The organism is Acinetobacter sp. ANC 5378 (genome assembly GCF_013004315.1).
Classification (GTDB): Bacteria; Pseudomonadota; Gammaproteobacteria; order Pseudomonadales; family Moraxellaceae; genus Acinetobacter.
This window is the reverse complement of the sequence record NZ_JABERK010000039.1, coordinates 1-21419: the sequence shown is the minus strand read 5'-3', so window position 1 is coordinate 21419 and position 21419 is coordinate 1. Positions and strand designations below refer to the sequence as shown.

Sequence of the window (21419 nt, the reverse complement as noted above, 5' to 3'; positions counted from 1 at the left end):
ACTTATTGTCATTCTATTTTACATGGTTTGAATTATGATTCTGATCATTTAAGGATTTTTCTTGTAATCTCTGCAGTCGTTTTTGCTCACGACGCATCTTAAAAAAATCACTGAGTTGTTTGGAACATTGTTCATTCAAACATCCAGCCTCAATATCAAACTGATGATTATAATACCCTGTTTCAAATAACTTTCTCGCGCTGATCAAGGAACCTGCTTTGGGCTCGGTTGCACCAAACACCACTTTGGATACACGTGCATGAATCAAAGCCCCGACACACATGGTGCAAGGCTCTAAAGTCACATAAAGAACTGAATCTTCCGGAAGTCGGTAATTATTAAGATTTGCACAGGCTTGACGCAGTGCTTGGACTTCTGCATGCGCAGTCGGATCATTCAAAGAAATTGGCGCATTATACCCTGCGCCAATAATTTGATTTTGACTGACAATAATCGCACCGACAGGAATTTCCTGTTTCGATGCTGCAATGGCAGCTTGCTCATAAGCAAACTGCATCCAGTATTCATCTGTCAATTGTGTTGCATCAGTCATTCTTAACCGATCACACCATAGTGTTTCAACAGATTATTCCAGCTTTCAATGGTGGTGACTGGAGGATTTTCAGAGAGAATCCCTTTTAAGCTCATATCTACCCCCTTTTTCCACTCTGGACAGAGGTCTTTGTCGACCAGACGCGCTCGCACACCTTCAACAAAGTCATGATGGCGGATTTTCCAGTCTGAAATTTGAATTTCCAGTTCAAAAATCTCATTCCAGGAATGTATCTGCTTACCCCATTGCCACAATAACCAGGTTAAAGCAGCGGTTGTCGGGGAACCTTTTTGCAAGTTTTCACTCGCCTGACGTAACCAATCACTACGCGCATCAGTTAAACCAATAATCGATTCATAGTCATGCTCAAAGTTCACACCACGGCAAACACTGTGAATTACATCTAACGAGTTTTGTAGCGGTCCTGGACCCACTGGACGATGCATGCCATTTAGGGTGTCATCAATGGCACGAAAATCACCGGCTGGATAATGCCCCCAATCAATATTGATGACTTTTTCCAGCACATTATCACGCTGCGCATCACAAATATGCGTTGCCCAGCCAATACCATAGGCACCGGCTGCAGTCATGATCGAACCGGTTAAGCCCGTAAATAAGCCTATAGCACCGCGATCAGCCAAGAAACGGGTCGCGCCAACGTCCGGATATAAACCGATATTAATTTCAGGCATCGCCAAACGTGAATAAGGCGTAACTAAACGGAATGGTGCAGCCATGAATAGTCCCAGACCACCACCCATTACATAACCTTCACCCCAAATCAGCACAGGCTTAGCATAATTATGCAACAGTAAATCTAAAGCATATTCTTGTTCAAAGAATTTATTTGCAGTTTCTACTTCATTATTAATAACCAATTGACGAAGTTTACGAACATCACCACCGGCACAGAATGCTTTTGGTGTAGTTGAATCTAACCAAATGGCTTTAACAGCATCATCATGCTGAAAATCTTGGAACACTTCTAAAAGTGCGGTAACGATAGATTCATCCAGAGCATGTAGAGATTTCGGACGGTTCAGGCGAACAATGCGCCAGCCGTTTTTTGCTTCCTCTACAATAAGATCGGGATGATAATTTTTTAATTCAGGAGATTGTGTCATGCGTCCAGCTGCCAATTTATCGGCTCAATGCCATTTTGTTTCAGATAATTATTTGCTTTTGAAAATACTTTACAGCCAAAAAAACCACCACGGTTTGCTGCCAATGGCGAAGGATGTGCAGCTTTTAAAATCAGGTGTTTATTCGGATCAATCCGTTGACCTTTACGTTGCGCATAGGCGCCCCAGAGGATAAAAACAATATGCTCACACTGCTCATTTAACACATCAATAATATGATCGGTAAAATCTTCCCAACCCTGTTTTTGATGCGAAGTGGGCTGACCTGCTTCAACAGTTAAAACTGCATTCAGCAATAACACACCTTGTTCAGCCCAACGGGTTAAATCACCGTGTTTCGGAATAGGAATACCCAGATCGGCATTCAACTCATGGAAGATATTACGTAAAGATGGCGGTAATGCAAGTCCCTTTTGCACAGAAAAACTTAATCCATGTGCTTGGTTAGGGCCATGATAAGGATCTTGCCCCAAAATAACGACTTTCACCTGGTTTAATGGGGTTTTATTTAACGCATTAAAAATCAGTGAACTTGGAGGATAGATCACTTTATCTGCTTGTTTTTCAGCAATCAGAAACTGCCTTAAGTCATCCATTCTTGGGCTGAGCAAAAAATCGCTCAAAACACCTTTCCAACTCGCATCTAACTGAATTTTATCTAGTTGAGCTTGCTGTTGTTCCGTTAAAGACATAACTGCTTCCTAATCCTTTTTGAAAACCTACCACGTGATTGGATGATCTTTAGATATGTACCTGTAGATCAACACTCGGGTTTTGGAATTTAATTCCTTGTTGTAATTTTTCATACATTGCGGGGTCAGTCCATTCGGCTTGCACTTGTTCAGAGAACACAATTTGTTCAAGACTCAGTACACCCATTTGCTCATTTTCGATATCTTCGATAAAGCTTTGTGCATAACCGGTATCTGTTTCATGCACAATCACCGAGTAAACCTCTACATCACCTTCCCCATTTTGGGTTTCGGTTGAGGCAAGTACTTGTTGTGCTAAGTAAAAGAAAATACGTGAAAATTGTTCTGCTGAAGGAGAAACGGGTAAAGACACCCAACGTGCACTAAATTTTTTGCAGGCTTCAATATATTCAGCATCATCATGCTGCCAAAAACAAATGGCATGATCAAAACTGTCAAAAATATCCTTAATTACGCCCTTCAGCAATCCGAAGTCATACACCATTTGACCATGATCTAGCTTCGAAGCTTTAAGCAATAATTCAACTTTATAACTATGGCCATGAATCGAACGCTTACAGCGATCCGATGTGCAATTCCGCACAATATGAGCATTTTCAAACTTAAATAACTTACGAATTAACATGTGCCGTGATGCAATCAAAAATATGTGAATTGAATCTGATTATAAAGCAAAAGTGAAAGTCTGGGCATTAATTTTACTGTTCAAGGCAATTGGTAAAACATATGCGAGTCAAACAAGATTATCAGATTGATATATTTCAGCTTGTTGGTTTATATGATTAAAATGGTGCCATACTGCGATATGCCACATACACCATATTATCTTTACGCACCAAATCACTACTAAACTGACGTTTACGCTCACTTAACAACACTTCAATCCTGGCTTTGAAATAACTGGATTGCACACCGAGCAAATCATTCACTTCATTACGGACATCCGTCTTGACTTGAATAAAAGGCTCAATAGCCCAAAGATCATTGATATTGGAAAAATGCTCTAACTTTGCCTGACGTTGCTGCAACACTTGTTGAACTGCATTGAGATCCAGCTGAGGATCAAGGCTTGCAAGCAGCATCGCTGGCGCTGTATTGACATTGACTTTACTGTCTGATGTAGGCGCGGCAATGACATAATCTGCAATTTGCAGATATTTTTGACCTTCAAAGCCACGTACCAATTTTAGTTCTTCAACGCTATGAAATTTACTGTTTGGCGCTAAATAACCTTGTGGCAAGCCTTTATAGTAGCTAGCCTCTGCTCCCATCGCACCAATGGTTTCATCATCAGCATCTTGCCAATCAATCACCGCTTCGCTCAACTTTTCAGGCAAACCAACACGTACTAAAAGTTTTTCAAACCAGACTTTTGCTTGAGGATTCGGCGTGCCGTCATTATTAACTAAACTATTTAAATTAAATTTACCGGATTCATCCTGCAAGGTTCCCGATACAAAGCCATCTTCTACCGGAAAAGCCGGCATCGGTTTCGCCCAATTTTCTTGCAGATGATCGATATCACCTGCATTTTCAGCATCATCCACCAAAAGCTCTGAGAAAAAAGCTTCTGCACTTTTGGCATACAATAACGATTGATTTTGACGCATTAAATATGCGGTGTTCTCAGCAGTATTGGCCTGACGTTTAGCAATCGTCGCAGCAAGAATTGTTGCTAATGCGACCATCACCAAGATCGTAATTAAGGCAATACCCTGCTGCTGTTTCATGCTCAATCTCTTTAGACTTGGTTATGGTAGATTATTTGAATTGTTATTTTGATTATTACTCTGCTGTTTTAAGTAGTCCGTGTTTAATAGACTAAAAATCCATTCATAAGCAACATCTTTCACGGTTAATTTAATTTTAATTCCTTTGGGCAAAATTTGTTTTTGCGTGGCGTCATTTAAATCTACTTGCCCATCTGGCCATGAGGTTGACTCATTCGGATTCAGCACCACAATTTCAAACTGATCGACATTATTTAATAACACACTGGATTCAGGTTGATCGCGTCCGCTGCTGTTTAAATTACGATATTTCAAACGATAGAGTTTCTTTTCATCTGCACGATATTGATATTCAACACGCTCATCCGGGGAAATACCCTGCTGCAAAGGATCAGTCACGCCAGTTTTACTAAAATTAAAGCGGCCGTTTTGCAGAACCAAAGCAGGCTGAATATCGTTATTCATATTGGCATTGAGTGGCACAGCCTGAACGGTATCACGCAAAATTTGTTGATAGGCTTCTTGTAATTGTCCCAAATTCACTTCATGTTCAGTATTACGCTCTTTGACCTTAATCAGATAATCAAAAACTTTCCAGCCCAATGTCGAAAGTACCGCAAATATAGCAATCGCCACTAACAATTCAACTAAGGTAAATCCTGAGCGATGCTGTGAATGTCGAGTTTGATTTTGTTTATTTTTCATTTGCATCAAACTTTGGCCTTATAGTTAAAGAAAACCAAATTCGTAATGCCCGACTCAACCTTACCTGATTCAGCATTGAACAAACTCACCTGCACTTCAATACGTTGTACATTCGGACTAATCGTCGATTGTGCAGATTTATCAATTTGCCACGTTTCACCTTGCTGGCTAATCTGCTTTGACTGTGTTCCTTGTAACCACTCTTGGTTAATTTCCATCACCGCAACTTCGTTTAAAGCCACGAATTGTGCTTTGGTGCGTAAAATAGCATTAGAAGTGGCTTGGGTATATTGCATCGCCACTTTAGTGAAAGCGATTGCAGCGGTGGCGAAAATTGCTAAAGCAACCATCACTTCTAATAGGGTAAAACCTGAGCGAGGATAAACGAAATAACGTTTCGTCCGAGCGCAAGATGACGAACTATGTTCGGAGTGCACAAGATTAAGTCGAGTAATACTCGACCTGAGAGGTATTACCTCGCAAGAAAGTCCGAAAGCTGTGCTTGAGGAGCAGCGATGCATGAAACGCTGTTTCACCGCTGTGCAAGACGAAGCGCTATGCCTGGAGTACTTAGCTTTCATTGATTTTACCTAAATGATCAATCTCGATTTCCTCACCAATCGGACGTTGCTCGAAATAAAATTGAATCCGTACAGGTTTCGCTTCACCATTGCCTAGCCACAGTAATTTCGGTGCATTTACACTCAGTAAATCATCATTATTGGCATTTTCATATGCATAATCGAGTGATTGCACATTGAAGGAAACATGCTCGGGTAAAGTGCGCTTTTCAAATTCTGAATAGTCTTGCCATTTTTTATTTTGATTAAGTACTAAATTTTGTGTAGCTTGAAGAGATGGAACCAAATATTCAACAACACCATAACGAAATGGCGATACATCTGTGGCAGTTTGAACATCAAGGGCAAAAATGCGTGCCTGATCATTGGCTTCACGATTCATCCTGCGTAAATCCATAATAAACACTTCACGTGCCTGCATGGCTTTACGCTGATCAACACCATTGATATTGGTTAAAATTAAAGAAGCCATGATCGCCATAATCACAATCACCACCATCAACTCTATTAAGGTAAAACCGCAAATTGATGATGATCCTGTGTGCTTCATGGCATTCCTTTAGGCAAATTGTTCCGTAGAACGGGTTTGTTTCGGCATCGCCAGGGCTTGGTCAATATAAGCCACACGCAATGTATCGCGTGAACCTAAATAACGCTGATAGAAACTGGAATTCAGGATTGCTGCTGCGCCGTGAGTTAGCGCCCAAATTGAAGCCAAATAATCCCGTACCGACATGCTACTTTGAATGCTTTCTAAATAGCTTTCAGTCATACGAAAAATAATCCGTAAGCGCTGCTTTCTCACCTGATATAACTCACTAAACAGATGATGAATGCCTACACCCGTGGTTGAAAGACGTTCTTCAATTTGATGAAACAGCACGGTACGCTCCGGATGATGTAAATGATGCAACATAAAGAAAGCCAAATGTTCTGGAAATGCTTTCTCTGCATCCTTAATCATCTCCAGCAACATCTTCTCATTACGGATAATGAGAAGCATGTAGAGTTCATCTTTACTTTGGAAATGTTTATATAGAGTCCCTTTCGCTAGATCGAGTTCTGCGGCCAACGCATCAAGCGTCATTCCTGATTCGCCATTTTCTAATAACAGTTGCTCTGCAACCTGAAAAATTAACGCTTCTCTTGCTCGAAACTGAGCCTGACGATCCATCTTCACCCTGTAACTCTCTTATGCGCTTGTATCAATTCGAATTATTTACTTTAAATTGAGGAGGTTTTCAAAGTTTTGCGTAGTAATAAAAGCAATTTCCTCAACGGACTTATCATATACATCACTTAAGGCTTTGGCTACATAAGGAACATATTTTGGTTCATTAGACTTTCCTCTATAAGGCATCGGTGCCAAGTAAGGACTATCCGTCTCAATCAGTAGGCGATCAAGTGGAACCTGCTTCGCCACATCACGCAAGTCTTGCGCATTTTTAAAAGACACAATTCCGGAAAATGACACGTAATAACCACAATCCAGCACTGCCTTGGCGGTTTCCCAGTCTTCGGTAAAACAGTGCAGAATGCCATGGGTCGACTTTTCAGCACAAATGATATCTACCGTATCATGCTTGGCTGAACGGGTATGCACCACGACCGGTTTTTTCACTGCCTGAGAGGCATGAATATGACGGGCAAAACATTGTTTTTGTTCAGTAATGAAATCAGTGCTATGAAAATAATCCAAGCCTGTTTCACCAATCGCCCAAACTTGTTCAGGCTGAGCCAGTTCAATTAAATAATCCGTGGTTGCGCGCGCCATGGTCACAGGATCTTCACAGGGATGAACCCCAACACTGTATCCAACATCCGCATGACGTGCTGCAATTTTAGCCAGCTCAATATGGTCATCCAGATCAACCGAGATACTCATGAATTTGGATACACCCGCTTCACGCGCCTGTGCTAATGCTAAATCAAAATTGCCATCATAAGGCGTTAAATCCAGCAAGGTTAAATGGCAGTGAGTATCTACAAACACGGTAAGATCCTAAATCGGTTAAACAGCTACATAGTGTAACTAGTTCGACCCTCAGACTTAATACCTACAAGCAACTTTTCAGCTTCTGATTTGTAATAAACGCCTTTTTCCCCCGTCAACTGCATACCAAAGCCTTGTAATTTGATGCCATTTTGTTTTTGAGAAATCCAGATCACTTTACCGGTCAAAGGAATTTTTTGTGATTGATCAGGCAAAGTGGCCAGTACAAAGACCTCTTCACCGATTTTTACCGGCTGCTTGGTCGGAACAAATAATCCACCACCGACAACATAAGGCATGTAGCTGGCATACAAAGTGTCTTTATCCGGGATATTCGCCTGAATAATACCGCCCATACGTGGTTGCATCATCTTCCCCTTTTAAATATTCAAATGTTCATAAGTTTTATACACAATTGATCAAGCACCAAATTGCTTTGTACATTCTGCTCGATAAACTGTTTAGATTGTTGCAAGTCGGAATAAATCGTAAATAAAAATTCCAATGAATATTGCTCTGATAATTCACTTAAATCCAAATCTGGATTTTTAACTTGCTGATTGAGCTTGACACAAATTAAATCGGACAACAAGTATTCAAACATGTGCGAAAAGTCACTAAAACTTAAGACTTTGTTCCACTTGGTCGCAATTGCCATCGGCATATTTTTTTGAGTGACTAATTTCAGCCAATCTCCTAAAAATTCTTGTCGCTTATTTAGCCACTCAGCTTGTGCCAATTGCATGGCTTGCAAGGGCATTTGATTGGACAAATTCAACAACAATTGTTTTTGTGTTTGATCTAAATCAGGTAAATGTTGAGATAAATACTCACCTGCTTGAGCTTCAGATACCCGATCCAAAGCAAAATGTTGCAAACGACTGCGAATCGTCGCAGGAAGTTTTAAATAATGGTCAGCCAATAAAATAATGACAACACGATCACCGGGTTCTTCGAGTGTTTTGAGTAATGCATTTGCAGAAGCAATATTTAACGCTTCTGCCGGTTCAATCACAATCACCCGCCAACCATCTACCGTTTGTTGCACAAAGGGCAATAAATCACGAATTTTTTCGATTTTAATTTTAGCGTTTTGTTTTTTATTTTCTTCATCTGTGCTGATATGTACATAGTTCGGATGAGTATCCGATTTCAACCACAAACAACTGCCACATTCCCCACAAGGGGCATTATTGGCATGACGATTGGCACATAAGACCCAAGCCAAAAAATATTGCGCAAAAGCTTCTTTGCCACAGCCTTTTTTGCCATAAAAAAGCAGGCCATGCCCAAGTTTGGGGAAACGCCCTGTTAGCGTATCCCAAACGGTTTGTTGCCATGGATAAACGTGTGCGACCACATCATTTTGCATTGAATTAAAGCCCAACCTTATCCCAAATTTTACTCAAAGCAGGAAACATCCATTTCATTGAGACGATCCAAATCTGCTTGGGTATCAACGCCTGGTGGCAAGTTGGCTTCGGCAACAGCAATCGCAATACGATGTCCATTTTCAAGTACACGTAATTGTTCCAAGCTTTCCAGTTGTTCCAGCACACCCATATCCCAAGACACATATTCTTGCAGTAGATTCACACGATAGGCATATAAACCCAAGTGACGGTAAGCCTGCGAATGTAATTTTTGTACTTCTTGTTTCGCACCATCACGATCATAAGGAATAGTCGCACGGCTAAAATACAAAGCCTGGTTGTATTTGGACATCACCACTTTCACAATGCTGTCGCGTTGGAATTCTTCCAGACTGTGAATCGGCTCACACAAGGTCGACATTGAAGATTCAGGTTGTGACTCCAATAATTGTGCAACCTGTTGTACCAATTGAGCAGGAAGCAAAGGTTCATCGCCTTGTACATTGACAATAATATCTTCACTTGCCCAACCTTTAATCCGGGCAACTTCGCTTAAACGATCCGTTCCTGATGGATGCTCTGCACTCGTGATGACAACATCCACACCTTCTGTACGGCAAACTTCAGCAATACGCTCATCATCGGTTGCAACACATAAATCATCAAAACCCGCAACTTTTTTCGCCTGATCAACCACCCGTAAAATCATGGCACGACCATGAATTTCCAATAATGGCTTGCCAGGTAAACGTGAACTTGCAAAACGTGCGGGGATAACAATATGTTTCATAAACGATGAACCTTAAGAAATTTGAATACCGAATTGCTGCAATTGCTGATGTAAAACTTCATAACAGGCTGGTGAAAGTACAGCCTCAACCGGAACCACCCAAATTTCCCGTTTGAAATCTGGATTTTGCTTTAATAATGGCAAAAGTTTCACTGCATCTTTTTCGGTGGTGATAATTGGATTTCCATCTTCAAATTGCAGATCGGTGATTTCATAATCGTAATGATCGGGAAATTCATGACATTGAAATTGATGAATCCCCATAGAATCTAAAGTTTGATAAAAGCGCTGCGGAAAACCAATCCCCACAACTGCATAAAAATTATCAGCTGGATTGAATGGTTTTTCTTCTACCGCATTGAGCAAATACGGGGTAGCCACTTCTAAATGCATATTTAAAGCAGATACCGGTTCTGCGGCATGCTCAATGACTGTGCCTGTGTTTAAACGGCTTGGCGGCTCTCGTAAATATCCTTCAGGCAATAACTTCTGATTACCCAAGCCACGATTCCGATCCAGTACAATCCACTCAATCTGACGCGCTAAAGCCCAATGCTGCAAACCATCATCACTAATAATTAAATCTAGATCGTGTTTGGATAATAAACACTCAATACTGTGCTGTCGATTTGAACCCACCACCATGGGAACCCCAGTGGACTGAAGAATCAAACAGGGTTCATCACCGACAATTTCCGGCACAGATTCCAAATCGACATAGGCTGGAAAAGGGCCTTTCCCACCATAACCACGGCTAATCACGCCCACCCGTACATTTTGACTGTGTAGATAATTCACCAGTTGGATCAAGAGTGGCGTTTTTCCACTGCCACCAACGGTAATATTACCAATCACCATCACCGGGACGGGTGCTTGATAGCTTGATTTAATACCCATTTGGTAAAGCTTTTTATTTAATAAAAAACCACCCCGATAAATCCATGTCAAAGGTCGAAGCACAATTAACCACTTGGCTTGTTTGTTCCAAGCATCCTGAATAAATTGTGCAATTGACATAAATCAATTTTCCTCGAAATTACGCTGATGCAATTGGTAATATGCACCATGCTTGGCGATCAATTCTACATGCGTACCTTGTTCGATAATTCTACCCTTATCCATCACCACAATACGATCTGCATTTTCAATGGTGGATAAACGATGCGCAATCACAATAGTAGTGCGATCCTGCATGGCAGTATCAAATGCACGCTGAATATAATATTCCGATTCGTTATCGAGTGCACTGGTCGCCTCATCCAGAATCAGAATCGGCGCATTTTTCAAAATTGCTCGCGCGATGGCAATACGCTGACGTTGCCCACCTGACAAGTTCAACCCCTGCGCACCTAATGGCGTATCGTAACCTTGCGGTAAAGCCATAATAAAGTCATGCGCATACGCTGCTTTAGCGGCTGCAATAATATCTTCTTCTGGAGCACCTTCAAGTTGTCCATAGGCAATATTTTCACGAACAGTACGATTGAATAACACCACTTGCTGATTCACCATCGCAATCTGGGTGCGCAAGGTATTCATATCCAGATCTCGAATATAGTGCTGATCCAAATAAATATGACCTGAACTCGCTTCCTGAAAACGCACCAGCAGATTCACTAAAGATGTTTTGCCTGCGCCTGAACGCCCAACCAGTGCAACGGTTTCACCGGCCTTAACATTCAAGTTAAAATCATGAATGGCTTGATGACCATCGGAATAAATTAAATTCACATTTTGGAATTGAATATTACCTTTAAGTACCGGAGTTAAAGTTCCTGTATTTTGCTCTTCAGGTAAATCGAGCAATTCAAAAACTGAATGTGCTGCCGCCATACCGCGTTGTAATTTTTCATTCACATCGGTTAAGGCTTTGATTGGCTTGCTTAACATACCCGCGGCTGTGATATAAGCGACAAACTCACCGGCACTGGTATCACGTAAAATTTCTGGTCGTAACGCAATCCAGATAATGATACCCATTGCAATCGACATAATGAATTGTACAACCGGGCTATTGAGCTGCTGCACCACCACCATTTTCAAACCACGTTTTAAATTTTTAAGCGAGTGATCCTTAAAACGGGTTTGCTCATACTCTTGCCCACCAAAACCCTTGACCACTAAATTGCCATTTACCGTTTCTTGCACCACATGGTTAACATCTCCCATGGTGTCTTGAACTTGTAAAGATAATTTACGCATACGCTTCGATGCTTGACGAACCAGAAAACCCATCAGCGGAGCAAAAATCAGAATAATCAGGGTAAGTCGCCAATTGCTATATAACAAGTAGCCGAGCAATCCAAGGGTAATTAAACCTTGTTGTACAATGATTTTGAGGGATTCTGATGAAGCAGCGGTTAACTGCTCCACATTGTACATAATTTTAGCGGTAATATGACCACTGGTATTATCCAAATAATATTGAGACGGAAGTTTAAGTAATTTAGCAAAAACTTCCTGACGAATATTAAAGACGAGATTCCGAGAGATCACTGCCGTGAAATAGCCCCCGATAAAGGAACCCACCCCACGGAAAAACATCAGTAGAATCACCAAGAAGGGAAATATAGAAGTAAAGCCTTGGTCTCTATGCTGGATTGCGGTAATGATTTTTTCTAACAATTTTGCAATAGATACTTCTGTGGCAGCACTAATTGCAAAACCGATAAAAACCAATATCGCCACACCCCAAAAAGGCTTCAAATAGCCCAAAAGACGTAGATAGACTTTAAAATCTTGCTTCACTAATAACCTCTAGACGGAACTTTAGTACTAATATTGATATTAACAAAACCCAGTTGACCTGCAACATCCATCACCCGAATAACATCCTGATGAGTAGATTTGGCATCCGCGGCAATCACAAACATTAAATCACGACGATCATTAGAAATCTGTTTAATTGCAGTATTTAAATCCACAACTTCTTTACTTGCAAGCGATTGTCCGTTAATTGAATAATGCCCTGAAGCATCAACAACCACTTCAATTTTATGATCATATTGTTTAGGCGGAACACCTTGCGCGTCAGGCAAGGTTAAATTCATACGACTAAACTGGTTAAATGTGGTGGATAACAATAAGAAAACCAGGATAAACAACAAGCAATCAATCATGGGTGTCAAATTAATATGAATATCTTCAACTTGTGTGCGTTTGAATTTCATTTTCCGCCCTAACCTGCTTTTCTAATATCGTGTTCTTCATCTATAGAATTTTGATAGAAAAGTGCTGCATGGAATAAGGTCGATTGTTGTTCAAGTTCAGCAACATACTCTTGCACCAAACGCTGAAAATAACGATAGGCAAACAATGCAGGAATAGCAATAAACATACCCGCTGCAGTCGTAATCAACGCTTTTGAGATCCCCGGAATCATCAATGTTGGATTGCTATTGGTGCCTAAATCAATCACCAAAAATGATTCAATAATACCCAGAACTGTACCCAATAAACCCAAAAGTGGCGCTACCGCACTTAAGGTACCCAAGAAATTAATATTTTTTTCTAAATAGCCAATCTCTTGAGAAGCAGTGGTTTCCATTTGTGCGCGGGCATACTGCTCATTTTTACTTTTACTTTGGTAACCTGCAGCAAAGATGCGCCCCAAGGTACTACTTTGCAATGCTTTATCTTGTTGCAACTGTTGCATGACAACATCGGCGTTTTGAGTTTGATTTATTAACAATGCTTTAGGCAAAATCATTGATTTTTTTAATCGAATAAAGCGCTCAATGGTTATTGCTACTGTAAAAATCGAACATAAAACAAGGGGAAGCATCAGCCACCCACCTGCTTTGACTAATTCCCACATCTGTTCTTCCCCAATAAAAACAACAAAAAATTATTCTGCGAAACAAATATTCAAAATACCATCCAACTCATCCAGTGAATGATATTGAATGACAAGTTTTCCTTTACCTTGCTTATTATGATCAATTTTTACATCTGCACTAAAACGTTCGGCTAAACGCTGCGTCAACTGCTGGATATCTGGTGCAACATCCACTTTGGCTTTTTCTTGTTTAGGCGTGTTTAAATCGCGCACCAGTTGCTCGGTTTGACGTACCGATAAACTCTTTTCAATCACATGTTCTGCAACTTTAAGCTGATCTTTGGCTTTTAATGTTAAGATGGCCCGGGCATGCCCCATATCAAGCAGACCTTGCTGCATAAAGTCCTTGACTGAATCAGCCAAAGTCAAAAGACGCAATAAATTACTTACAGTGGTACGTGCTTTGCCGACGGTATCCGCAATTTCCTGGTGACTTAAACCAAATTCTTCATGAAAACGCTGTAATGCCATCGCTTGATCAATTGGATTCAAATCTTGACGCTGAATGTTTTCAATTAAAGCTAAGGCAATCGCAACCTGATCAGTCAAATCACGCACAATCGCTGGGATTTCAGTTAAGCCCGCGAGTTGTGCAGCACGCCAACGACGTTCACCGGCAATAATTTCATAGGGAAATTTTTCATCATCGATTGGACGAATGACGATGGGCTGCATCACGCCATGTTTTTCAATAGAAGCCGCGAGCTCTTGAAGATCAGGTTCATGAATAAAACGACGCGGTTGATATTCACCACGTTTAAGTAAGTGAACATCAATCTGTTTTAACTGCCCATGATCTAAACCTTGAGCTTCCATTTGTAATTTTTCTTTTTGGATTGAACCAAGCAAGGCATCCAAACCACGACCTTTAGCTAACCCGCGTTTTTTTATGGTCATGCTTTAATTCCTTTTTTTACTTTACTTTTCTTTAACACTTCAGCCGCTAAATTTAAGTAAGCAACTGCACCTTTTGAATTTTTCTCAAAATAGATAATCGGCAAACCATGTGCAGGCGCTTCAGCCAGGCGCACATTACGCGGAATTACAGTGTCATACAGCTTCTTGCCAAAGTATTGTTCAAGTTCTTCCGAAACATCACGTGTCAATGCATTCCGTGCATCGTACATAGTGCGCAAGACACCTACTATCTGCAAATCCGGATTGAGTGCCTGTTGAATACGGTCAATGGTTTGAGTTAAATCCGCCAAACCTTCAAGTGCATAATATTCACATTGCATTGGAATAAGCACACTATCAACAGCTGCCAAGGCATTGACCGTAATCAAGCTTAAACTTGGTGCACAGTCCACAATAATATAATCAAAAGAATCTTCAATTTCTTTTAATGCTTCACGCAGAATGAACTCGCGTCCGTCCTGTTCGGCAATCGCAAGCTCTACCCCCGCCAAATCACGGTTAGCCCCTAAAACTTTATAACCGACTTCCGCTTTGCTAATTGCTGTTTCAATGGGAACTTCACCCAATAAAACATCAGTGACCGAATACAAAAGATCATTTTTTTGGATACCAGACCCCATCGTGGCATTCCCCTGCGAATCCATATCCACAAGTAAAACGCGCTTCTTTAACACAGCTAACGATGCTGCCAAATTTACTGCGGTTGTGGTTTTGCCTACACCACCTTTTTGGTTCGCAATCGCAATAATTTGTGCCATGGTAACCCCAATCCTTCGAAAATAATTAAATACGTTTTAACAAAAGCAGATGACGCTGTTCATCTAATCGCGGAACCTTTAACGCAATGATGTCACAGCTAAATTCTTGCTTAATGGCGGCTACTTCTTCTTCAGGAATTAAGCCTTTCATTGACGCAATAATACTGTTTTCATGCATATAAGGTTTCGATGCAGCAACAAAGTCGGTTAATGATGCAAAGGCACGACTGGTAATGACATCGAATTGCCCCAAATTATGGATACTGTCTTCATTTTCGACACGCGTTTGTACTGCAATCACATTTTTTAGTTTTAAATCCGCAATAAATTGCTTCAAGAAACGAATTTTTTTGCCGTTCGAATCCAGCAAAACACATTCACGTTCTGGCTGACATAATGCAATGATCATGCCCGGCATACCGCCACCCGTACCAATATCCAGCAGACATCCTTGCGGCAAATCTTTTAAAATACTTAAGCTATCCAGCAAATGTTTAACCAGCATTTCCTTTGGATCGCGAATTGCAGTCAAATTATATGCTTTGTTCCACAATACCAAAGCATCTTGGTATTTGAGTAATAAATTTAAAGCCTCATCGCTGAGCTCTAAACCCAAAGCCTGACTACCCTGCTTGAGTTCTTGAAAAAACGTATGCATATACAATTAACGTCTCGAAAAAGTTAGGTGAAGTATACCGATTTATACATGAAGTCACAGTAGCGAGTGCTTAGTGAATACGCACTTAAGCGTACAAGCCTTGCTTAATTTGTTGATCCAGTACATTTAATCGTTCCGGAGTGCCAACATCTACCCAAACAGCATGCATCTTCGAAGCAGATATTTTCTGTTCCAGCATGCCTTGTTTCAGCAAGGGTGCCAACGGGCGTTTACCGCCTTCCAGACCATCAAACATTTTAGGATGAATCACCGCTACACCACTATAAGTAAGCGATTCACCCGGTTGTTCTTGTTCAAAGGTATAGGCGCGACCATTCGACAAGGTAAAATCGCCATTCGGATGCTGTTCTGGATTGGTTACAAATACCAGATGTGCTAAATCTTCTGCAAGCTGCACATTTAATAAAGATCTAAAATCCATGGTGGTCCAGACATCGCCATTGACCAAAATAAACGGCTCTGTGCCCAACAACGCCAAGGCATTGATAATACCGCCAGCTGTTTCCAAGCCTTCGCCTTCATGCGACCACAGAATATTAACGCCAAACTCTGAACCATCACCTAAAGCTGTAGCCAGTTTCTCACCCAACCACGCGGTATTGATGACAATTTCAGTCACACCGATTTGTTGTAATTTTTCAATATGCCAAACAATAAGTGGCTTGCCACCCACTTCAAGCAAAGGCTTTGGCTTATGTAGCGTCAGTGGACGCATACGGTTCCCCATTCCCGCCGCAAGAATCATCGCTTTCATTATGCAGCAACCTCGTATGTGCCATATTTGGCTTCAAATTTCGGCATCACTTTCGCTTGGACAAACTGCATAAAGGGTTGCAGCTCTGCATAATCTTTACTTTCTTCAAGTAAATACCACATCACACGTGGCAAATCTTTCAAGTAACCTGTTTTTCCATCACGTTCAAATAAACGCACAAAGATACCCAAAATTTTAATATGACGCTGAATAGCCATAAAATCCGCATCGCGTTTAAACTGTTCAAAATCGCGATCTTGTTTTGCCGCTTCAGGCAACAAGTCATAGAAGACTTTAAACCATTCATAAACACGTTCTGCATTCCACTGCACATAAGCATCACGCGTGATTGAAATCAGGTCATAAGTATCTGCACCAATCACGGCATCCTGGAAATCAATCACCCCGAGATCTGTCTCACCTTCAATTTTCATCAAATTACGACTATGAAAATCGCGATGTACAATCACTTGTGGTTGCGCCAGTGCTGCGTTGGCCAAAATCGCAAAGGTACGTTTAATTAAGGCTTGTTCATCTTGAGTGGGTTGAATCTGTAATGACGGCAGCATCCAATCAGTGAGTAACTCCATTTCAGAAATGAGTTTTTCATAGGAATAAGCCGGAAAGTTTTGTGTACCATCAATTGCCTGCAATTCAATTAACTGCTTAAAACTTTGCGCATAATAGCCATCAACAGTGTCATCGTTAAGCAAAGTTGAGAGCAAAACATCACCAAAATCTTCCAGCAACAAAAAGCCTTGCTGCAAATCTTGAGCAACGATATGGGGTACTCGAACACCATGTGTATCGAAAAACTGGTCAATCGTCACAAAAGGCACACAATCTTCTTTTTCTGGTGGTGCATCCATGAGCATAAATGTTTTATTATTCAGCTTGATTCGTGCATAACGACGGAAGCTTGCATCGCCTGGCAAAAAATTAATTTCAAATTGATCTGAATCAAGTACAGATTTAATCCATGTATGTATGATTTGTTCACGTTGTGTTTTCATTTGCGATAAATTCTAAAACAGGCTGAGTTTTTAAAGTACTAAGTGTAGCCACTTATCAACTTTTTCTCTATGATGCGAGAATAATTAATTGCGATTAAGCATACTTGGTTAATGATACAAATGAAGCATCAGTTCAAATTTAATCCTTTAGCGACTGCTATCTTGACCCTTTTATGTGGCAGCTCGATTTCAAGCTATGCTGAGTCCACACTTCCAGCTTCGACTGTCGACAACCAAAAAATGAAGGACAGCATTCAGGAAGCTTATCCTGGACAACAATTTTTTGAACAATATTACGTTGATAAATCATCGCCTGAAGCACAACAACGTAAAGGACAATATTTAAGTTCCGCCTATTGTCAAGGTGCCTGGATTACCCCGATTAGTCCAGAAACCAAAGCTGTTGATGCTTCAGAAGCTACCTCAGTGGTCACTGCCGATTATGGTCATTACGATCCTAATGGTGACTCTGTTCTTCAAGGCAACGTACTGATTGATCAACAAGGCCGTCAAATTCGTGCCGACAAAATCACCATCGATAAAACCCAAACTTTTGCCAATGCAGAAGGTCGTGTGCAAATGGCGCAAGCCGGATTACTCGCACAAAGTGATCAAATCAATTACAACTTAAAAACCCAGCAAGGTGATTTAAACAACAGTTTCTATATTTCAGAAGAACAGCATGCACATGGGCATGCAGAAAAAATTGCCCGTACTTCTGAAAATGTTGTGGTAATGAACAATGCAACTTACAGCACCTGCCCGCCGGATGAAACGCCAACCTGGAAAATCCAAGCCAATAAAATCACTTTAAATCAGGAAACAGGGCGCGGCGAAACTCGCGGCACCAAGCTATATGTTAAAGATGTTCCAGTTTTAGCGGTTCCTTACTTTAACTTCCCGATTGATGACCGCCGCACTACCGGTATTTTGACACCAAGTTTCGGCTTTACCAATGATGGTGGTATAGAACTTGCTGTTCCAGTTTATTTAAATCTGGCACCGAATTACGACGCCACGGTTACTCCGCGATATATTGCTGATCGCGGAGGAATGCTTGAAGGCGAATTCCGTTATTTAACAGAAAATTTCGGCGCAGGTATGATTTGGGGTGGTTATTTAGCTTCGGATGACAAATATGAGGGCCAAGACCGTAAAGACTTACATCTATTACATAACTGGCAAATCAATGATCAATTTTCTACCAACCTAGATTATAACTATGCCTCAGATAAAGATTATTTTGCCGATTTAAATAACAATCCCAACTCGAAGACCGACTTAAACTTGCGTCGCGCTTGGGAAGTTAACTATAAAAATGGCATTCCCGGTTTAAAAGCCCAGTTAAAAGTTGAAGACTTCCAGACTCTGGATAAGACGGTATCTGATGAAGACCGCCCTTATGCCCGTTTACCACAATTCCTGTTAAATTATAAGACGGGTAACCCACTGGGTTTACAATACGAATTCAATAACGATACTGCCTACTTTAAAAAAGACATCAGTATTGCAGATTCAACAAATACGGGTTCATTTGAGCCAAGCGGTACGCGTATTTACAATGACTTTGCTGTTCGTTACAACTACCGTAATCCGTGGTCATTTGTCATTCCAGAAGTGTCGATTCGTAACATCAACACTTTCTACGACCAAGACACCATTAATGCTAATCAAGACCTGAATTCTTCTAATGAAAATCAATCGGTAACTGTACCGCAATTCACTTTAGATACCGGCCTGACCCTTGAAAAAGAAGGTAAATACCTACAAACCATCACTCCACGTGCATTTTATGCCTATGCACCGTATAAAAACCAGGATGGCCATCCAAACTTCGACTCGGCGACCGCGTCTATTAACTATGATCAATTGTTCAGCCCACGTCGCTTTTATGGTCATGACCGTTTAGAAGACAACAATTTCTTATCTTTAGGTCTAAGTTATAGCTTATTTGATGAAATTGGTCTGGAACGTTTAAAAACCAGTGTTGGACAAAGCTTTTACTTCGAAGATCGTCGTGTAAAACTAGATAATGAATCTGATCAGTTTGATACTGAACGTCGTACCGGTCCTGTTTTAAGCGTATCTAGTCAACTGTCACAAAATTTCACTATTGGTGCAAACTCGGCATGGATGTCGAATGGCGACAATGCTCAACGTGACTTGCAGCTCTATTACACCGGTGATCAAGGTAATCTATATAATGTAGGTTACTTCTATCGCAAAGATATTCCAAACAGACAAAAGCAATATGACCAAGTCGTTGCATCCTTCATTCAGCCCGTATCTAACAACTGGCGCATTATGGGACATGCTCAATACGACATAGACAACAACGTCGCGCGTGAATATCTATTGGGTGTAAATTATGAAGCTTGTTGCTGGGGCATTTCGGTGTATGGACGCTCTTATTATAATGACCTAGACGATGTAAATGCGGAAGGCGTAAATGCAAAACGCGCCATTATGGCTGAAGTCAGCCTGAAAGGTTTAGGCGGTTTCAACAAAAAGCTTTCATCATTACTAGAAAATCGTATTCTAGGTTTTAATAAAATTAATCAATCTTGGACAGAACGTTAATGAAGACAATACAGTTAAAACATTTTTTTAAAGCGACAGCTCTTGCTTTAGCCCTTTCTTCATCAATGGCTACATTCGCACAACCAACAGACGAAGTGGTTGCTTTGGTTGACAACAGTGTCATTTTAAAAAGTGATTTAGATCAAAGTATTGCAGAAATAAAACATCAACTCGAAGCTCAAAAAAAACCGATTCCCCCAGCGCAATATTTGCAACAACAAGCACTTGACCAGCTGATTATTCGCCAAGCACAGCTTGAGCAAGTCAAACGCTATAACATTAAACCCAATGAAAAAGAGCTTAATGAAGCTGTGCTTAAAGTTGCTGCGCAGTCTGGCAGCAAAAGCCTAGAAGCGTTTCAGCAAAAACTGGATGGGATTGCGCCTGGAACGTATGAATCGTTGCGTAACCGTATTGCAGAAGATTTAGCCATCAATCGTCTACGTCAACAAGTGGTGATGTCACGCATTAAAATTAGTGACCAAGATGTGGAAAATTTTTTAAAAACTCCCCAAGGTCAAGCAGCATTAGGCCAGCAAGTTCATGTCCTGCATGTTCGTATTTCGGGTGATAAAAATATTGAAAAAGTTGCAGAACAAGTAAAGGCTGTACTAAAAGACAGTAATGATATTAGTGCAATTGATAAAAAATTCACTGCCAATGGCGTAAAAGTAGAAAGTGCAGATACAGGCTTTCGTAATCTGTCTGACCTTCCAGGCGAACTTGCAGCACGTGTAAGCCCTCTACAGGCAGGACAAACAACCGACCTCATTCCTGCACAAGATGGAATACATGTTTTAAAATTATTAGATCGTAAAGGTGCAGAGCAAAAAGCCATTGTTTCTCAATATAAAACACGCCATATCTTGATTCAACCTTCTGAAGTGGTGAGTCCTGAAAATGCAAAACAGCAAATTGACAGCATTTATAATCGCTTAAAAGCGGGTGAAGATTTTGCAGTACTGGCTGCAACTTTCTCCAATGATCCAGGTTCTGCTCGCGATGGCGGTAGCTTGGGCTGGGTTAGCCCGGGTGTTATGGTTCCTGAGTTTGAAAAACAGATGAAAAGCACGCCTGTAGGTCAAACCAGCGCCCCATTCCAAACACAATTTGGTTGGCACATTCTTCAAGTGACGGATACTCGCCAACAAGACATGACGCGTGAATATCAAGAACGTATGGCGCGTCAAATTTTAGGTGAACGCCAATTTGATGCAGAGCTAGATAGCTGGTTACGTGAAATTCGTAGCAATGCTTTTGTGGAGATTAAGGATCCGAGTCTGGATCGTAAAAAAA

At 40.9% G+C, this 21419-nt stretch carries 24 protein-coding genes; 2 read left to right on the top strand and 22 right to left on the bottom strand.

What is annotated here, in order from left to right; genetic code table 11:
* Nucleotides 1–13: 13 nt before the first annotated feature.
* The 22 genes from tadA to HLH16_RS08405 form a co-directional block, all read right to left on the bottom strand.
* Nucleotides 14–553: a tRNA adenosine(34) deaminase TadA gene (gene tadA / locus HLH16_RS08510; RefSeq protein WP_067726055.1), complete on the bottom strand. Its 540-nt coding sequence runs from the start codon at nucleotides 551–553 to the stop codon at nucleotides 14–16.
* Nucleotides 554–555: 2 nt separating this feature from the next.
* Nucleotides 556–1680 carry an enoyl-CoA hydratase/isomerase family protein gene (locus HLH16_RS08505; RefSeq protein ID WP_171528993.1) on the bottom strand — a complete coding sequence of 375 codons (1125 nt, stop codon included), beginning with the start codon at nucleotides 1678–1680 and terminating at the stop codon, nucleotides 556–558.
* Nucleotides 1677–2390, bottom strand: coding sequence for a uracil-DNA glycosylase (ung, locus tag HLH16_RS08500; RefSeq protein ID WP_131288001.1), 714 nt, complete (start codon nucleotides 2388–2390; stop codon nucleotides 1677–1679). Before ung ends, HLH16_RS08505 begins: the two co-directional genes overlap by 4 nt.
* Nucleotides 2391–2439: 49 nt before the next feature.
* Nucleotides 2440–3036, bottom strand: a complete 597-nt coding sequence (locus tag HLH16_RS08495) for a 6-pyruvoyl trahydropterin synthase family protein (RefSeq protein WP_171528992.1) — start codon at nucleotides 3034–3036, stop codon at nucleotides 2440–2442.
* Between the two features lie 157 nt (nucleotides 3037–3193).
* Nucleotides 3194–4141 (bottom strand): type II secretion system minor pseudopilin GspK, encoded by a 948-nt coding sequence (gene gspK / locus HLH16_RS08490; RefSeq protein WP_171528991.1) that lies wholly within the window; start codon nucleotides 4139–4141, stop codon nucleotides 3194–3196.
* Nucleotides 4142–4162: 21 nt separating this feature from the next.
* On the bottom strand, nucleotides 4163–4852 hold the full coding sequence (gene gspJ, locus HLH16_RS08485; protein WP_171528990.1) for a type II secretion system minor pseudopilin GspJ: 690 nt from the start codon (nucleotides 4850–4852) through the stop codon (nucleotides 4163–4165).
* Nucleotides 4852–5283, bottom strand: coding sequence for a type II secretion system minor pseudopilin GspI (gene gspI / locus HLH16_RS15750; protein ID WP_502707642.1), 432 nt, complete (start codon nucleotides 5281–5283; stop codon nucleotides 4852–4854). The genes gspJ and gspI overlap by 1 nt, the downstream gene beginning before the upstream one ends.
* A 133-nt stretch (nucleotides 5284–5416) precedes the next feature.
* Nucleotides 5417–5977: a prepilin-type N-terminal cleavage/methylation domain-containing protein gene (locus HLH16_RS08475; protein ID WP_171528988.1), complete on the bottom strand. Its 561-nt coding sequence runs from the start codon at nucleotides 5975–5977 to the stop codon at nucleotides 5417–5419.
* A 9-nt stretch (nucleotides 5978–5986) separates the two neighbouring features.
* On the bottom strand, nucleotides 5987–6601 hold the full coding sequence (locus HLH16_RS08470; protein ID WP_086192787.1) for a TetR/AcrR family transcriptional regulator: 615 nt from the start codon (nucleotides 6599–6601) through the stop codon (nucleotides 5987–5989).
* 45 nt (nucleotides 6602–6646) lie between these two features.
* Complete coding sequence (locus tag HLH16_RS08465; RefSeq protein WP_171528987.1) at nucleotides 6647–7420, bottom strand: TatD family hydrolase; 774 nt, start codon at nucleotides 7418–7420, stop codon at nucleotides 6647–6649.
* 26 nt (nucleotides 7421–7446) lie between these two features.
* Nucleotides 7447–7788, bottom strand: coding sequence for a PilZ domain-containing protein (locus HLH16_RS08460; protein ID WP_171529076.1), 342 nt, complete (start codon nucleotides 7786–7788; stop codon nucleotides 7447–7449).
* Between the two features lie 20 nt (nucleotides 7789–7808).
* Nucleotides 7809–8792, bottom strand: a complete 984-nt coding sequence (locus tag HLH16_RS08455; protein ID WP_171528986.1) for a DNA polymerase III delta subunit-related protein — start codon at nucleotides 8790–8792, stop codon at nucleotides 7809–7811.
* Between the two features lie 29 nt (nucleotides 8793–8821).
* Nucleotides 8822–9583: a 3-deoxy-manno-octulosonate cytidylyltransferase gene (gene kdsB / locus HLH16_RS08450; protein WP_171528985.1), complete on the bottom strand. Its 762-nt coding sequence runs from the start codon at nucleotides 9581–9583 to the stop codon at nucleotides 8822–8824.
* Nucleotides 9584–9595: 12 nt separating this feature from the next.
* On the bottom strand, nucleotides 9596–10600 hold the full coding sequence (gene lpxK / locus HLH16_RS08445; RefSeq protein WP_171528984.1) for a tetraacyldisaccharide 4'-kinase: 1005 nt from the start codon (nucleotides 10598–10600) through the stop codon (nucleotides 9596–9598).
* Between the two features lie 3 nt (nucleotides 10601–10603).
* The gene (msbA, locus tag HLH16_RS08440) at nucleotides 10604–12331 is read right to left on the bottom strand and encodes a lipid A export permease/ATP-binding protein MsbA (protein WP_171528983.1); all 1728 of its coding nucleotides are present in this window, start codon (nucleotides 12329–12331) and stop codon (nucleotides 10604–10606) included.
* Complete coding sequence (locus HLH16_RS08435) at nucleotides 12331–12753, bottom strand: ExbD/TolR family protein (protein WP_171528982.1); 423 nt, start codon at nucleotides 12751–12753, stop codon at nucleotides 12331–12333. The genes msbA and HLH16_RS08435 overlap by 1 nt, the downstream gene beginning before the upstream one ends.
* 8 nt (nucleotides 12754–12761) lie before the next feature.
* Nucleotides 12762–13400, bottom strand: coding sequence for a MotA/TolQ/ExbB proton channel family protein (locus tag HLH16_RS08430; RefSeq protein ID WP_171528981.1), 639 nt, complete (start codon nucleotides 13398–13400; stop codon nucleotides 12762–12764).
* Between the two features lie 30 nt (nucleotides 13401–13430).
* Nucleotides 13431–14318 carry a ParB/RepB/Spo0J family partition protein gene (locus HLH16_RS08425; RefSeq protein ID WP_171528980.1) on the bottom strand — a complete coding sequence of 296 codons (888 nt, stop codon included), beginning with the start codon at nucleotides 14316–14318 and terminating at the stop codon, nucleotides 13431–13433.
* Nucleotides 14315–15097, bottom strand: coding sequence for a ParA family protein (locus tag HLH16_RS08420; protein WP_131288044.1), 783 nt, complete (start codon nucleotides 15095–15097; stop codon nucleotides 14315–14317). The genes HLH16_RS08425 and HLH16_RS08420 overlap by 4 nt, the downstream gene beginning before the upstream one ends.
* Nucleotides 15098–15122: 25 nt before the next feature.
* On the bottom strand, nucleotides 15123–15755 hold the full coding sequence (gene rsmG / locus HLH16_RS08415) for a 16S rRNA (guanine(527)-N(7))-methyltransferase RsmG (RefSeq protein ID WP_171528979.1): 633 nt from the start codon (nucleotides 15753–15755) through the stop codon (nucleotides 15123–15125).
* Between the two features lie 85 nt (nucleotides 15756–15840).
* Nucleotides 15841–16530, bottom strand: coding sequence for an N-acetylmuramate alpha-1-phosphate uridylyltransferase MurU (gene murU, locus HLH16_RS08410; protein ID WP_171528978.1), 690 nt, complete (start codon nucleotides 16528–16530; stop codon nucleotides 15841–15843).
* Nucleotides 16530–17543: an aminoglycoside phosphotransferase family protein gene (locus HLH16_RS08405; RefSeq protein ID WP_171528977.1), complete on the bottom strand. Its 1014-nt coding sequence runs from the start codon at nucleotides 17541–17543 to the stop codon at nucleotides 16530–16532. Before HLH16_RS08405 ends, murU begins: the two co-directional genes overlap by 1 nt.
* Before the next feature lie 120 nt (nucleotides 17544–17663).
* Here HLH16_RS08405 and HLH16_RS08400 point away from each other — a divergent pair, with 120 nt between their 5' ends.
* Nucleotides 17664–20123, top strand: coding sequence for an LPS-assembly protein LptD (locus tag HLH16_RS08400; protein ID WP_171528976.1), 2460 nt, complete (start codon nucleotides 17664–17666; stop codon nucleotides 20121–20123).
* A partial coding sequence (locus tag HLH16_RS08395) for a peptidylprolyl isomerase (protein ID WP_171528975.1) occupies nucleotides 20123–21419 on the top strand: 1297 nt, incomplete at its 3' end. The genes HLH16_RS08400 and HLH16_RS08395, both read left to right, overlap by 1 nt.